10 protein-coding genes are annotated in these 15,786 nt (G+C 65.6%); 7 read left to right on the top strand and 3 right to left on the bottom strand.

Features of this window, described 5'->3' with window-relative positions:
- Positions 1 to 296 precede the first annotated feature (296 nt).
- Positions 297 to 4,367 (top strand): DNA-directed RNA polymerase subunit beta, encoded by a 4,071-nt coding sequence (rpoB, locus tag P7B02_RS00050; RefSeq protein WP_277784252.1) that lies wholly within the window; start codon positions 297 to 299, stop codon positions 4,365 to 4,367.
- A 92-nt stretch (positions 4,368 to 4,459) separates the two neighbouring features.
- A complete protein-coding gene (gene rpoC / locus P7B02_RS00045) occupies positions 4,460 to 8,659 on the top strand; it encodes a DNA-directed RNA polymerase subunit beta' (RefSeq protein ID WP_277784251.1) in 4,200 nt (1,399 codons plus the stop codon).
- A gap of 63 nt (positions 8,660 to 8,722) precedes the next feature.
- Here rpoC and P7B02_RS00040 read toward each other — a convergent pair whose 3' ends face one another.
- The 3 genes from P7B02_RS00040 to P7B02_RS00030 form a co-directional block, all read right to left on the bottom strand.
- Positions 8,723 to 9,073, bottom strand: a complete 351-nt coding sequence (locus P7B02_RS00040) for a hypothetical protein (protein WP_277784250.1) — start codon at positions 9,071 to 9,073, stop codon at positions 8,723 to 8,725.
- A gap of 463 nt (positions 9,074 to 9,536) precedes the next feature.
- Complete coding sequence (locus P7B02_RS00035) at positions 9,537 to 10,100, bottom strand: hypothetical protein (RefSeq protein ID WP_277784249.1); 564 nt, start codon at positions 10,098 to 10,100, stop codon at positions 9,537 to 9,539.
- A 79-nt stretch (positions 10,101 to 10,179) separates the two neighbouring features.
- Positions 10,180 to 11,208, bottom strand: a complete 1,029-nt coding sequence (locus P7B02_RS00030; RefSeq protein ID WP_277784248.1) for a hypothetical protein — start codon at positions 11,206 to 11,208, stop codon at positions 10,180 to 10,182.
- A 161-nt stretch (positions 11,209 to 11,369) separates the two neighbouring features.
- Between P7B02_RS00030 and P7B02_RS00025 the strand changes: the two genes are divergently transcribed.
- The 5 genes from P7B02_RS00025 to P7B02_RS00005 form a co-directional block, all read left to right on the top strand.
- A complete protein-coding gene (locus tag P7B02_RS00025; RefSeq protein ID WP_277784247.1) occupies positions 11,370 to 11,705 on the top strand; it encodes a zf-TFIIB domain-containing protein in 336 nt (111 codons plus the stop codon).
- A gap of 306 nt (positions 11,706 to 12,011) precedes the next feature.
- On the top strand, positions 12,012 to 12,383 hold the full coding sequence (gene rpsL, locus P7B02_RS00020) for a 30S ribosomal protein S12 (RefSeq protein WP_269716104.1): 372 nt from the start codon (positions 12,012 to 12,014) through the stop codon (positions 12,381 to 12,383).
- Positions 12,384 to 12,395: 12 nt separating this feature from the next.
- Positions 12,396 to 12,869, top strand: a complete 474-nt coding sequence (gene rpsG, locus P7B02_RS00015; RefSeq protein WP_269716105.1) for a 30S ribosomal protein S7 — start codon at positions 12,396 to 12,398, stop codon at positions 12,867 to 12,869.
- A 91-nt stretch (positions 12,870 to 12,960) separates the two neighbouring features.
- Positions 12,961 to 15,039 (top strand): elongation factor G, encoded by a 2,079-nt coding sequence (gene fusA, locus P7B02_RS00010; protein ID WP_277784246.1) that lies wholly within the window; start codon positions 12,961 to 12,963, stop codon positions 15,037 to 15,039.
- 55 nt (positions 15,040 to 15,094) lie between these two features.
- Positions 15,095 to 15,786: GTP-binding protein (locus P7B02_RS00005; protein WP_277784245.1), on the top strand; the 692-nt coding region annotated here is incomplete at its 3' end.

Genomic DNA, 15,786 nt, shown 5'->3' with positions numbered 1-15,786 from the left:
TCTCGGCGATCCGGAATCCGCGAGGATTCTGTGGATAGCCTCTTGGCTTATCCCCCTGGGCGGACTATATCCGCGTGCTTCAAACAAGATTCGATGGGGACAGGTGCGTCTGACGCGCAGGTCCCTTGGTCGTTTCAGCCCCGAGGCGCGGTCCTGACCCTCTGACCGCTGCGAAGGGGAGCCCTTTGAAATAAAAGGGCTTTGTCACGTGTCCGTCTCCCGAAAGGGCGACGAGGGTGGACACACCGACAAAAAGCCGAAGCCCGGATTCCGTTCCGGGCCCACAGGGAACATCAATGGCGCAATCGTTCACCGGCAAGAAGCGGATCCGGAAGTCTTTCGGCCGCATCCCCGAAGCCGTGCAGATGCCGAACCTCATCGAGGTTCAGCGGTCCTCCTACGAACAATTCCTGCAGCGCGAGACCTATAGCGGTCAGCGTCGCGACGAGGGGATCGAGGCCGTCTTCAAGTCGGTGTTCCCGATCAAGGACTTCAACGAGCGCTCGGTGCTCGAATACGTCTCGTACGAATTCGAAGAGCCGAAGTACGACGTCGAAGAGTGCATCCAGCGCGACATGACCTTCGCGGCGCCGCTGAAGGTCAAGCTGCGCCTGATCGTCTTCGAAACGGAAGAAGAAACCGGCGCCCGCTCCGTCAAGGACATCAAGGAGCAGGACGTCTACATGGGCGACATCCCGCTCATGACGGACAAGGGCACGTTCATCGTCAACGGCACCGAGCGCGTCATCGTCTCGCAGATGCACCGTTCGCCGGGCGTGTTCTTCGACCACGACAAGGGCAAGACCCACGCCTCGGGCAAGCTGCTGTTCGCCGCCCGCGTGATTCCGTACCGCGGCTCGTGGCTCGACTTCGAATTCGACGCCAAGGACATCGTCTACGTCCGTATCGACCGTCGCCGGAAGCTGCCGGCCACGACCTTCCTCTATGCCTTGGGCATGGATGGCGAAGAGATCCTGACGACCTTCTACGACGTCGTTCCCTTCGAGAAGCGTGAAGGCGGCTGGGCCACCCCGTACAAGCCGGAACGCTGGCGCGGCGTGAAGCCGGAATTCCCGCTGATCAACGCCGACACCGGCGAGGAAGTGGCTCCGGCTGGTCAGAAGATCAGCGCCCGCAACGCCAAGAAGTTCGCCGACGCTGGCCTGAACACCCTGCTGCTGGCTCCGGAAGCCCTGACGGGGCGTTACCTGGCCCGCGACGCGGTCAACTTCTCGACCGGTGAAATCTACGCCGAAGCCGGCGACGAGCTGGACCCGGCTTCGATCGAAGCCCTGGCCGAGCAAGGCTTCTCGACCATCGACGTGCTCGACATCGACCACGTCACGGTGGGCGCTTACATGCGCAACACCCTGCGCGTGGACAAGAACACCCTGCGTGAAGACGCGCTGTTCGACATCTACCGCGTCATGCGTCCGGGCGAGCCGCCGACCGTCGAAGCGGCCGAAGCCATGTTCAAGTCGCTGTTCTTCGACAGCGAGCGCTACGACCTGTCCTCGGTCGGCCGCGTGAAGATGAACATGCGCCTGGAGCTGGACGCTTCCGACGAGATGCGCGTCCTGCGCAAGGAAGACGTCCTTGCCGTCCTGAAGCTGCTGGTCGGTCTGCGTGACGGCCGCGGCGAAATCGACGACATCGACAACCTCGGCAACCGCCGCGTCCGTTCGGTGGGCGAGCTGCTCGAGAACCAGTACCGCGTCGGCCTGCTCCGCATGGAGCGCGCGATCAAGGAACGCATGAGCTCGGTCGATATCGACACGGTCATGCCGCACGACCTGATCAACGCGAAGCCCGCCGCGGCGGCGGTTCGTGAATTCTTCGGCTCCTCGCAGCTGTCGCAGTTCATGGACCAGACGAACCCGCTGTCGGAAATCACCCACAAGCGCCGCCTGTCGGCGCTTGGCCCGGGCGGTCTGACCCGCGAGCGCGCCGGCTTCGAAGTGCGCGACGTGCACCCGACCCACTACGGCCGCATCTGCCCGATCGAAACGCCGGAAGGCCCGAACATCGGTCTGATCAACTCCCTGGCGACCCACGCTCGCGTGAACAAGTACGGCTTCATCGAAAGCCCGTACCGTCGCGTGGTCGAGGGCAAGCAGCAGGAAGAAGTCGTCTACATGTCGGCCATGGAAGAGGCGAAGCACGTCATCGCCCAGGCCAACATCAAGCTGACCGACGGCGCCATCGCCGAAGACCTGGTTCCGGGCCGCATCAACGGTGAACCGACCCTCCTGCAAAAGGAGAACGTCGACCTGATGGACGTGTCGCCGAAGCAGGTCGTTTCGGTCGCCGCCGCCCTGATCCCGTTCCTGGAAAACGACGACGCCAACCGCGCCCTCATGGGCTCGAACATGCAACGTCAGGCCGTGCCGCTGGTGCAGTCGGACGCGCCGCTGGTCGGCACCGGCATGGAAGGCGTCGTGGCCCGTGACTCCGGCGCTGTCGTGGTCGCCCGCCGCACCGGCGTGGTCGAGCAGATCGACGGCACCCGCATCGTCATCCGCGCCACCCAGGAGCAGGACCCGAACAAGCCGGGCGTCGACATCTACCGTCTGTCGAAGTTCCAGCGTTCGAACCAAAACACCTGCATCAACCAGCGTCCGCTGGTCCGCGTGGGCGACAAGATCAACGCCGGGGACATCATCGCCGACGGTCCGTCGACCGAGCTGGGCGAACTGGCCCTGGGCCGCAACGCGCTCGTCGCGTTCATGCCCTGGAACGGCTACAACTTCGAAGACTCGATCCTGATCTCCGAACGCATCGTCCGCGACGACGTGTTCACCTCGATCCACATCGAGGAATTCGAGGTCATGGCCCGCGACACGAAGCTTGGCCCGGAAGAGATCACGCGCGACATCCCGAACGTGGGTGAAGAAGCGCTGCGCAACCTCGACGAAGCCGGCATCGTGGCGATCGGCGCGGAAGTGCAGCCGGGCGACATCCTGGTCGGCAAGGTCACGCCGAAGGGCGAAAGCCCGATGACGCCGGAAGAAAAGCTCCTGCGCGCCATCTTCGGTGAAAAGGCTTCCGACGTCCGCGACACCAGCCTGCGCCTGCCCCCGGGCGTCGCCGGCACCATCGTGGAAGTGCGCGTCTTCAACCGTCACGGCGTCGACAAGGACGAGCGCGCGCTCGCCATCGAACGCGCCGAGATCGACCGTCTGGGCAAGGACCGCGACGACGAGTTCGCGATCCTGAACCGCAACATGACCGCGCGTCTGCGCGAGCTGATCGTGGGCAAGACCGCCGTTTCGGGTCCGAAGGGTCTGACGCGTGGTGAAGTCACCGCCGACAAGCTGGCTGAAATCCAGCCGGGCCTGTGGTGGCAGATCGCGCTCGACGACGAGAAGGCCATGGGCGAGCTGGAGGCCATGCGCCGTCAGTTCGACGAAGCCCGCAAGCGTCTGGACCGTCGCTTCGAGGACAAGGTCGACAAGCTGCAGCGCGGCGACGAACTGCCCCCGGGCGTCATGAAGATGGTCAAGGTCTTCGTGGCCGTGAAGCGCAAGCTTCAGCCGGGTGACAAGATGGCCGGCCGTCACGGAAACAAGGGCGTCATCTCCAAGATCCTGCCGATCGAGGACATGCCGCACCTGGAAGACGGCACCGCCGTCGACGTCGTGCTGAACCCGCTGGGCGTGCCTTCGCGCATGAACGTCGGTCAGATCTTCGAAACCCACCTCGGTTGGGCTGCGGCCGGTCTCGGCAAGCAGATCGCCGGCCTGCTGGAAGCCTGGCAGCACGGTGGTCAGAAGGCCGAGCTGGTGAAGCGTCTGCGCGAGATCTACGGCCCGAACGAAGAGCTGCCCGATACGGAAGAAGAGCTGGTCGAACTGGCCCGCAACCTCTCCAAGGGCGTGCCCTTCGCGACCCCGGTCTTCGACGGCGCCCACATCAGCGACATCGAGGATCACCTGTCCATGGCGGGCCTCAACCCGTCGGGTCAGTCGATCCTGTTCGATGGCCAGACCGGCGAGCAGTTCAAGCGCCCGGTCACGGTCGGCTACATCTACATGCTGAAGCTGCACCACCTGGTCGACGACAAGATCCACGCCCGCTCCATCGGCCCGTACTCGCTCGTCACCCAGCAGCCGCTGGGCGGTAAGGCGCAGTTCGGCGGTCAGCGCTTCGGGGAAATGGAGGTCTGGGCTCTGGAAGCTTACGGCGCCGCCTACACCCTGCAGGAAATGCTGACGGTGAAGTCGGACGACGTGGCCGGTCGGACCAAGGTCTACGAGTCCATCGTGCGCGGTGACGACACGTTCGAAGCGGGCATCCCCGAAAGCTTCAACGTGCTGGTCAAGGAAATGCGCTCGCTGGGCCTGAACGTGGAGCTGGAGAACAGCTGATCGGAACTCTCCTCCCCCGCCTCGGCGGGGGAGGGACCCGGTCGCCCTCTCCACCCAGAATTTTCGCGGGAGATCCCGCAGAAGGAACCAAGATGAACCAGGAAGTCCTGAACATCTTCAATCCGGTCCAGGCCGCTCCGACCTTCGACCAGATCCGCATCTCGCTCGCCTCGCCGGAGAAGATCCGTTCGTGGTCGTTCGGCGAGATCAAGAAGCCCGAGACCATCAACTACCGGACCTTCAAGCCGGAGCGCGACGGCCTGTTCTGCGCCCGCATCTTCGGCCCGACGAAGGACTACGAGTGCTTGTGCGGCAAGTACAAGCGCATGAAGTACAAGGGCATCATCTGCGAAAAGTGCGGCGTGGAAGTCACCCTCGCCCGCGTTCGCCGTGAGCGCATGGGCCACATCGAGCTGGCCTCGCCCGTCGCGCACATCTGGTTCCTGAAGTCGCTGCCGTCGCGCATCGCCCTGATGCTCGACATGCCGCTGAAGGACATCGAGCGCGTCCTGTACTTCGAATACTACATCGTCACCGAGCCGGGCCTGACCTCGCTGAAGCAGCACCAGCTGCTGTCGGAAGACGACTACATCCGCTGCCAGGACGAGTTCGGCGACGACAGCTTCACCGCCGAGATCGGCGCCGAGGCGGTCCAGGGCCTGCTGAAGGCCATCGACCTGGAGAAGGAAGCCGAGAAGCTCCGCGAGGAGCTGGCCGGCAACCCGTCGGAGATGAAGCAGAAGAAGGCGTCCAAGCGCCTGAAGATCATCGAAGCCTTCATGGAGAGCGGCAACCGTCCGGAGTGGATGGTGCTCACCGTGGTGCCGGTGATCCCGCCGGAGCTGCGCCCGCTGGTGCCGCTGGACGGCGGCCGCTTCGCGACCTCGGACCTGAACGACCTGTACCGCCGGGTCATCAACCGTAACAACCGCCTGAAGCGCCTGATCGAACTGCGCGCCCCGGACATCATCATCCGCAACGAAAAGCGGATGCTGCAGGAATCCGTGGACGCCCTGTTCGACAACGGCCGCCGCGGCCGCGTGATCACGGGCGCCAACAAGCGTCCGCTGAAGTCGCTGGCCGACATGCTGAAGGGCAAGCAGGGCCGCTTCCGTCAGAACCTGCTCGGCAAGCGCGTCGACTACTCGGGCCGTTCGGTCATCGTGGTGGGCCCGGAGCTGAAGCTGCACGAGTGCGGCCTGCCGAAGAAGATGGCGCTGGAGCTGTTCAAGCCGTTCATCTACGCGCGTCTGGACGCCAAGGGCCTGTCGGGCACCGTGAAGCAGTCCAAGCGCATGGTGGAGCGCGAGCAGCCGCAGGTGTGGGACATCCTCGAGGAGGTCATCCGCGAGCACCCGGTTCTGCTGAACCGCGCCCCGACCCTGCACCGTCTGGGCATCCAGGCGTTCGAGCCCAAGCTGATCGAGGGCAAGGCCATCCAGCTGCACCCGCTGGTCTGCGCCGCCTTCAACGCTGACTTCGACGGCGACCAGATGGCCGTGCACGTCCCGCTGAGCCTCGAGGCCCAGCTGGAAGCGCGCGTCCTGATGATGTCGACGAACAACATCCTGTCGCCCGCCAACGGCCGCCCGATCATCGTGCCGTCTCAGGACATCGTCCTGGGTCTGTACTATCTGTCGATGGCGCGCGAAGGCGAGCCGGGCGAAGGCAAGATTTTCGGCAACCTGGCCGAGATCGAGTCCGCCCTGGACGCGAAGGTCGTCAGCCTGCACTCGAAGATCAAGGCGCGCTTCACCGAAGTGAACCCGCAAGGCGAGACGGTCACCAAGGTGATCGACACGACCCCGGGCCGCATGAAGATCGCCGCCCTGCTGCCGCGCAACGCCGCGACCGGCCACAAGCTGATCGAAAAGCCGCTCACCAAGAAGGAGATCGGCAATCTGATCGACGTGGTCTATCGCCACTGCGGTCAGAAGGCGACGGTCATCTTCGCCGACCAACTGATGGGTCTGGGCTTCAAGGAAGCCGCCAAGGCCGGCATCTCGTTCGGCAAGGACGACATCATCATCCCGCAGCGGAAGGAGGCGATCGTCGCCGAGACCCGCACGCTGGCTGAAGAGTATGAGCAGCAGTACGCCGACGGCCTGATCACCAAGGGTGAGAAGTACAACAAGGTCGTCGACGCCTGGGCCAAGGCCACCGATCGCGTCGCTGACGAGATGATGGCCGAGCTTCAGATGAAGCATAAGGACGAGAACGGCCGCGAGAAGGAAATCAACGCCATCTACATGATGGCCCACTCCGGCGCCCGTGGCTCGCAAGCCCAGATGAAGCAGCTCGGCGGGATGCGCGGCCTGATGGCCAAGCCCTCCGGCGAGATCATCGAGACCCCGATCGTCTCGAACTTCAAGGAAGGCCTGACCGTTCAGGAGTACTTCAACTCCACCCACGGCGCCCGCAAGGGTCTGGCCGACACCGCGCTGAAGACCGCCAACTCGGGTTACCTGACCCGCCGTCTGGTGGACGTGGCGCAGGACGCCATCATCACCGAGGAAGACTGCGGCACCACCAAGGGCATCACCCTGAAGGCCGTGGTCGAAGGCGGCGACGTGCTCGTCTCGCTGGGTCTGCGCATCCTGGGCCGCTTCACGGCCGAGGACGTGAAGACCACGGACGGCGAGCTGGTCTGCCCGGCCGACACCTACATCGACGAAAACATGGCCGACATCATCGAAGGTGCGGGCGTGCAGTCGGTGAAGGTCCGTTCGGCCCTGACCTGCGAAGCCAAGATCGGCGCCTGCGGCTACTGCTACGGCCGCGACCTGGCCCGCGGCACCCCGGTGAACATCGGTGAAGCGGTCGGCGTCATCGCCGCCCAGTCCATCGGTGAGCCGGGCACCCAGCTGACCATGCGCACCTTCCACATCGGCGGCACCGCCCAGGTGGCCGAGCAGTCGTTCTTCGAAAGCAGCAACGATGGCGTGGTCCGCATCGGCGGCGGCGCCACTGTGCAGGCCGCTGACGGCGATCTGGTGGTCATGAGCCGCAACCTGACCGTCACGGTGCAGGTCGACGGCAAGGACCGCGAGTCCTACAAGCCGCCGTACGGCGCCCGCCTGAAGGTGAAGGACGGCGACAAGGTCAAGCGCGGCGCCCGCCTCGCTGACTGGGACCCGTACACCAACCCGATCATCACCGAAGTCGCCGGCCGCATCCGCGCCGAAGACCTGGTGGAAGGCTTCTCGGTCCGCGAGGAAACCGACGAAGCGACGGGCATCGCCAACCGCGTGATCATCGACTGGCGCGCCTCGACCCGTGGTTCGGACCTGCGTCCGGCCCTCGGCGTCCTGGACGGCGAAGGCGCCTACAAGCGCCTGAGCAACGGCGGCGAGGCTCGCTACCTCCTGCCGGTGGGCGCCATTCTGTCGGTCGGCGACGGCGACGAGGTGAAGCCGGGTGAGATCATCGCCCGTATCCCCACCGAAAGCGCCAAGACCCGGGACATCACCGGTGGTCTGCCGCGCGTGGCCGAACTCTTCGAAGCCCGCCGTCCGAAGGACTGCGCGGTCATCGCCGAGATGGACGGCCGCGTCGAATTCGGCCGCGACTACAAGAACAAGCGCCGGATCAAGATCACGCCTGAAAGCGCCGATGGCGAAAAGGGCGAGCCGGTCGAGTTCCTGATCCCCAAGGGCAAGCACATCGCCGTCCACGACGGGGATTTCGTGACCAAGGGCGAGTACATCATCGACGGCAACCCGGATCCGCACGATATCCTGCGCATCCAGGGCATCGAGGCGCTGGCCGACTTCCTGGTCAACGAGATCCAGGAGGTCTACCGACTGCAGGGCGTGCCGATCAACGACAAGCACATCGAGGTGATCGTTCGCCAGATGCTGCAGAAGGTCGAGATCCTCGAGCCCGGCGACACCGGTCTGATCAAGGGCGACCACCTCGACAAGACCGAGGTCGACTACGAGAACGCCAAGGCTGAAGCCCGCAAGGGCCGCCCGGCGATCACGCAGCCGGTCCTGCTCGGCATCACCAAGGCCTCGCTGCAGACCCGCAGCTTCATCTCCGCGGCTTCGTTCCAGGAGACGACGCGCGTGCTGACCGAAGCCTCGGTGCAGGGCAAGACCGACACGCTGGAAGGCCTGAAGGAAAACGTGATCGTGGGTCGTCTGATCCCGGCGGGCACGGGCTCCTATCTGCGCGGCCTGCAGCGCATCGCCGCCAAGCGCGACGAGGCCCTGGCCGCGTCCCGCGAACAGGCGATGGAGCCGCTGCCGACCGAGATCGCCCTGGCGGACGAGGCTGCTCCGGCCGAATAAGCCGGGCGACAGCCTTCGGAAGAAACGAGACGGCCCGGGAGCGATCCCGGGCCGTTTTCGCGTTCAGGGCTTCATCTTGGACGGCAGAGGAACGTTGACGTCGGGGCTGAGATTGCCGGCGGGCGGACCGATTACGCAGGGACCCCATTTCAGGCCGTGAGGCGGCTTGTCCGGGGTCTCGATCTTGCCGTTCCCCCAACGGATCGCGCAGCCGAGGACCGGGCCTCGACCATTGGTGTTACGGCTGGTGTGACCCAAGGGTTCGATGCCCTTCTCCATGGAGAAGCCCCTTACGGGCGGGGGACTGGGAGCCTTCGCCCGGGCCACAGCCCCGTAGTAAGCCGTCATGTTCGGGTCCATGCCGGTGAGGGCGGGCAGGGTCGGCGCGCGCGCCATGGCGTGGGTCTGGCGCATCTCGCACCGCTCACGTTCCTCGGGCGCGAGACGTTCGGGATGGGCGCACCCTACCGAAGCCCGCAAAGCCGCGACGGCGCGTGGATCAGCGTCCGCTCCGCCCGAAGGCCCGGCAGCTTGCGGGGAGGCGATGGCGGAGGTTGGCGGCTGGGCCACGACAGAGGTTGATCTGGTGTGCTGGGGTGTCGCGTCGAACGGATCAGGCCCTGCTCCCCGCAGGCTGGGCGCCGTCGCGATGAATGGGGGGCGGGGCGTCAGCTCCACCGTCATCAGGGATGGATCATCGAACGTTCGGTAGCTCGGCGCCGGTGCTCGCAGGCCAAGCCATGCAAACAGGGTGACGTGCGCAGCGAGCGCCAGCGCCGTCGTCACCGTCCGCCGCCAGATGCGCGATCGACCGTTCCTCCATCCCATGCCAGAGCTTGGCGGGCCGCCGAAGGCGAATGGCGAAATTCGCCTTATCCTAGAACGGAATCTCCTTCGCCTTGCCGACGCGGTCGTTGGTCTCGATGCCGGGGGTGCGGGTGAAGGCGGTCCACTTGTCGCGTTCCCGCTGGCGGCGGGCGGACTCCCGGGACCAGTCGCGCTCGGCGGCTGCGTTGACCCCGGCGGTCGCGGGCAATGGGGCGATGTCCCGGGCCATGGTCCGGGCGGCCAGCCGGGTCTGGCATTCCTCGCGCTCCTCGCCCTTCAGCGCCATTGAGCAGCCGACCCCGGCCCGCTTCAGCGCCGCACGCAGATCGACGACGACGCTGTCGGGCGCGGGCGCGCCGGGAGGCGGCGGCGTGGGGGGATGGGGCCTGGGCGGGGCGGGATCGAAGGGGGCGGGAAGGCGCAGCCTTTTCGGGGCGCGCTCGGCCGCCTCGTCCTGGCGCAGACGAGAGGCGATGGCGGCGGAGAGCTCCATCTCGATCAGGGCCTGATCCGCCGGCTCTCCGTACTGTGGTCGCGGCGCGCGCAGGCCCAGCCAGGCCAACAAGGCGGCGTGGATCAATAGGGAGACGGCGGCCACAGTCGTCCATCGCAACACCGTCGCGGCGCCTCGTCTTCCCATGCCGAAGCTTGGCTATGGGGCGGCGGCGAAATCGTGACCGAGATTGGGCGGACTACTGACGCTTGCCGATCGTTTTGCGCAGACCAGGGAAGCTCTGTTCGTCCCGGGCGCCGCGATAGGCGTTGTAGGCGTCCTTGTCCGCCTTCTCGCGGTCCATGGCCGTCAGCTTGCCCTTGTTGATGCCGAGCAGGGGCGAGGTGGCCTCGGCCTCGTTGGCGCCGGCCCGCTCCAGGCACTTGTCGCGCTCGGCCTTGGTCAGCTTCACGGCGTCCTGGTTGGCGCAGCCGACGCCGGAGCGGCGCAGGGCCGCGCGCAGGCCGCCCTCGGCGCCGGGCAGGGGGCCAGGCGCGATCCCGTCACGACGGACAGTGAAGTCACGGCCGGCAGCGCCGCCGCCGCCAGAGGGCGGGGCTCCGGAGCCGGCGGGCGGCGCGGCGGGGCCGGGCACGGGCGCCATGCGAAGCGGTGCGACGTTCGCGGCGGGGGCGTCCTCGTCCACCTTGCGCGGGCGCGGCGGGGCCGGGTCCGCCGCACGCGGCGCGGCCACCGGAGCCGGCGAGGGCTGGACGGCGGAAGAGGGTGGGGCCGGTGTCGGCGGCGCGGGAACCACGGCCGGCGGGGCGGGCGAAGGGGGAGCCTGAACGGGAGCCGGCGGCACGGGACGGGGCGGGGCAGGCGTCGGCGGGGCCGGACGCGGCGGGGCCGGCGTGGGCGAAGGGGCGACCACGGCCCGCTGCTGCGGCGCGGGGGGCGTCGGCAGGGGCTGCGGTTGCGGCGGCTGGGGCATGACCACCGGCGGCACCGAGGGCGGGGGCGGGGGCGTCTCCTGCGGGATTTCCTGCGGGTCGATCTGGCGCAGGGCGAACTCGGGAACCGGCTCCACCGGGTCTTCGGGCGGCAGGGTGAACAGCTCCACGTCCACCGCCGGCGGATCCTCAAGCGTCGGCAGCTTGTAGGCGTCGGGAATATGGCTGCCGAACCAGGCGAGGACGGCGATGTGCGCGGCCAGGGATATGGTGAAGATCGTCGCATCGCGGTTGCGATGGCGTCTCTTCGCTATGGCCTGTCTGCGTGTCGCCAAGACCGGTCCGCCCCTGCCCAATATGCTCAAGCTTCCGAAACCGAATCTGGTTCCCTTGGATTCAGCGGCTAAATCGGGGCGAGGGAAAGGCCAAACAATCGCCTTGAGCATGGCGAAACGGTTCGGCGCGCCTAAATCAGTGGAAAAGGGAGATCATCTTCATGCCGCTTCTGCTCTGTCCCAACTGCAACACCTCCATGCAGGCGGTGAACCGCTCCGGCGTTGAGCTGGACATGTGCCCGACCTGTCGGGGCGTCTGGCTGGACCGGGGCGAGCTGGAGAAGATCCTCTCCGCCGGTCGCGAGGAGCAGGGCGAGGCTGTCCAGGCGCGCGAGCGATTCGAGCGTGAGGTCGAAGGATTCCACCGCGACCCCGACGCCTGGAAGCGCAGCCATCCCTATGACGACCGCGAACGGCGTCATCGCTACGACGGCGATGACTATTATCGCCACAAGAAGAAAAAGAAGGGCTTCGACCTCTTCGACATCTTCGATTGACCCAGGGGCGGCGGCGGGCGGAAACTTTGCATTAACCGTTTCGCCCGTCTGCTGGCCGGCTCCAGGCCCAAACGCTTGACGCGACGGGCCTTCGCGAGTATCAACCGCCCTCTTTTCGAGGGCCGGTCTCGCGCCTGTCCCCGAGAAACCGGATGTCCCGCACGGACGACCAGGCCCGCCGGAAGCGCTGAACCCCAGCAGCCGGCGAGTTTTCGCGTTCAGCGGGTCCTAGAATACCGGACCATAAACAAGGACCCCCGAGGCGCCTCGGCCGAAAGGCACACGCCTCCACGAGCACGGAATAGAATGCCTACGGTCAACCAGCTGATCCGCAAGCCGCGCCAACCCAAGCCGGCACGGAATAAAGTCCCCGCCCTGAAGGGCTGCCCGCAACGCCGCGGCGTTTGCACCCGCGTCTACACCACGACGCCGAAGAAGCCGAACTCGGCTCTGCGTAAGGTCGCCAAGGTGCGCCTGACGACCGGCATCGAAGCGGTTTGCTACATCCCCGGCGAAGGCCACAACCTGCAGGAGCACTCGGTGGTGCTCATCCGCGGCGGCCGCGTGAAGGACTTGCCCGGCGTCCGCTACCACATCCTGCGCGGCGTGCTCGACACGCAAGGCGTGAAAGACCGCAAGCAGCGCCGTTCGCTCTACGGCGCCAAGCGTCCGAAGTAAGGAAGAACCGATATGTCCCGCCGCCGCCGCGCAGAGAAACGCGACGTTCTTCCCGATCCGAAGTTCGGGGATCTCGTCGTCACCAAGTTCATGAACTACGTGATGTACGAAGGCAAAAAAGCCGTCGCCGAAAACATCATCTATGGCGCTTTCGACATCCTCGAAGCCAAGCGCAAGGACCAGGGTCCCCTGGAAACCTTCCACTCGGCCCTCGACAACGTCGCGCCGTCCATCGAAGTCCGCTCCCGCCGGGTCGGCGGCGCCACCTACCAGGTGCCCGTCGAAGTCCGTCCGGATCGCCGTCGCGCCCTGGCCATCCGTTGGCTGGTGACCGCCGCTCGCAAGCGTGGTGAAAACACCATGACCGAGAAGCTGGCCGGTGAACTGCTCGACGCCTCGAACAACCGCGGCACCGCCGTGAAGAAGCGCGAAGACACCCACAAGATGGCGGAAGCCAACCGGGCGTTCTCGCACTACCGCTGGTAACCTTTCTTACCAGACCCTTTCAGGCGCGGGCGGTTTGAGATAAACCGCCCGCGCCGCACGTTTTCCGCCCCGTTTCTGCAAGGCGACCCCAATGCCCCGCACGCATAAAATCGAAGACTACCGCAACTTCGGCATCATGGCCCACATCGACGCGGGCAAGACGACGACGACTGAGCGGATCCTCTACTACACCGGCAAGTCCCATAAGATCGGCGAAGTCCACGACGGCGCCGCGACCATGGACTGGATGGAGCAGGAGCAGGAACGCGGCATCACGATCACGTCGGCCGCGACGACCGCCTTCTGGAACGGCAAGCGTCTGAACATCATCGACACGCCGGGCCACGTGGACTTCACCATCGAAGTCGAGCGCTCGCTGCGCGTTCTCGACGGCGCCGTGACGGTGCTGGACGGCAACGCCGGCGTTGAGCCGCAGACCGAAACTGTCTGGCGTCAGGCCGACAAGTACAAGGTTCCGCGGATCGTGTTCGTCAACAAGATGGACAAGATCGGCGCCGACTTCGACAAGTCGGTCGAGTCGATCCGTGACCGCCTCGGCGCCAAGGCCGTGCCGATCCAATTCCCGATCGGCGCCGAAAGCGCCCTGAAGGGCCTGGTGGACCTGGTCCGCATGAAGGCCGTGGTCTGGGACAATGACGGTCTGGGCGCGTCCTTCCGCGACGAAGAAATCCCGGCCGATCTGATGGACAAGGCCGTCGAGGCCCGCAACTACCTGATCGAGAACGCCGTCGAACTCGACGACGAGGCGATGGAAGCCTATCTGGGCGGCGAAGAGCCGTCGGAAGAAACCATCAAGAAGTGCCTGCGCAAGGCCGTTCTGACCGGCGCGTTCTATCCGATCCTCTGCGGCTCGGCCTTCAAGAACAAGGGCGTGCAGACGCTCCTCGACGCCGTGGTCGACTACCTGCCGTCACCGGTGGATATTCCGCCGACCAAGGGCATCGACTTCAAGACCGAAGAAGAAGTCGAGCGTAAGGCCTCGGACGAAGAGCCGCTGTCGGTTCTGGCGTTCAAGATCATGGACGACCCGTTCGTCGGCTCGCTGACCTTCTGCCGCATCTACTCGGGCAAGCTGGAAACCGGCATGTCCCTGATGAACTCGACCCGCGACAAGCGCGAGCGCGTCGGCCGCATGCTGCTGATGCACTCGAACAACCGCGAGGACATCAAGGAAGCCTACGCCGGCGACATCGTCGCCCTGGCCGGCCTGAAGGAAACCCGCACTGGCGACACCCTGTGCGATCCGCTGAAGTCGCCGGTCATCCTGGAGCGCATGGAGTTCCCGGCCCCGGTTATCGAAATCGCCGTTGAGCCGAAGTCGAAGGCTGACCAGGAAAAGCTCGGCGTGGCCCTGGCCAAGCTGGCTGCGGAAGATCCGTCCTTCACCGTCTCCACCGACCACGAGTCGGGCCAGACGATCCTGAAGGGCATGGGTGAACTGCACCTGGACATCAAGATCGACATCCTGAAGCGCACCTACAAGGTCGAGGCCAACATCGGCGCGCCGCAGGTGGCCTATCGTGAAAGCCTCGGCAAGAAGGTCGAGATCGACTACACCCACAAGAAGCAGACCGGCGGTACGGGCCAGTTCGCCCGCATCAAGGTGGTCTTCGAGCCGGGCGAGCCGGGTTCGGGCTTCCAGTTCGAGTCGGCCATCGTCGGCGGCGCGGTTCCCAAGGAATACGTCCCGGGCGTGGTGAAGGGTCTGGAGTCCGCCAAGGACAACGGCCTGCTCGCCGGCTTCCCGGTGATCGACGTGAAGGCGACCCTCATCGACGGCGCCTACCACGACGTCGACTCCAGCGTGCTGGCCTTCGAAATCGCGGCCCGCGCCGCGTTCAAGGAACTGCGCGAGAAGGGCGCCCCGAAGCTGCTCGAGCCGATCATGGCTGTCGAAGTCGTGACGCCGGAAGAGTACCTGGGTTCGGTCATCGGCGACCTGAACGGTCGTCGCGGCATGATCCAGGGCCAGGACATGCGCGGCAACGCCACGGTGGTGAACGCCTTCGTGCCGCTCGCCAACATGTTCGGCTACGTGAACACCCTGCGCGGCATGTCTCAGGGCCGCGCCCAGTTCACCATGCAATACGACCACTACGATCCGGTGCCGCAACACGTCGCCGACGAAGTGATCAAGAAGTACGCCTAAAACACCCCAGAAACCCAACCATTGAAGGCCCCTCTGGGGTCCTGGAGCTAGAGAAATGGCCAAGGAAAAGTTTGAACGCACTAAGCCGCACTGCAACATCGGCACGATTGGTCACGTTGACCATGGCAAGACGACGCTGACGGCTGCGATCACGATCACGCTGGCGAAGTCGGGCGGCGCGACCGCCAAGAACTACGCCGACATCGACGCTGCGCCGGAAGAGAAGGCTCGCGGCATCACCATCAACACCGCGCACGTGGAATATGAGACGGCGAACCGTCACTACGCCCACGTGGACTGCCCGGGCCACGCCGACTACGTGAAGAACATGATCACGGGCGCGGCGCAGATGGACGGCGCGATCCTGGTGGTTTCGGCCGCTGACGGCCCGATGCCGCAGACCCGCGAGCACATCCTGCTGGCCCGTCAGGTCGGCGTGCCGGCTCTGGTCGTGTTCATGAACAAGGTGGACATGGTCGACGACGAGGAACTGCTGGACCTCGTTGAAATGGAAGTTCGCGAGCTGCTGTCGTCCTACCAGTTCCCGGGCGACGAAATCCCGATCACCAAGGGCTCGGCCCTGGCCGCGGTCGAAGGCCGTGACGCCAACATCGGTGAAGAGAAGATCCTGGCCCTGATGGCCTCGGTCGACGAGTACATCCCGCAGCCGGAACGTCCGGTGGACCTGCCTTTCCTGATGCCGGTGGAAGACGTGTTCTCGATCTCGGGCCGCGGCACCGTGGTCAC

The organism is Caulobacter segnis (genome assembly GCF_029543125.1).
GTDB classification, from domain to species: domain Bacteria; phylum Pseudomonadota; class Alphaproteobacteria; order Caulobacterales; family Caulobacteraceae; genus Caulobacter; species Caulobacter segnis_D.
This window is presented reverse-complemented; position numbering and strand designations above follow the sequence as displayed.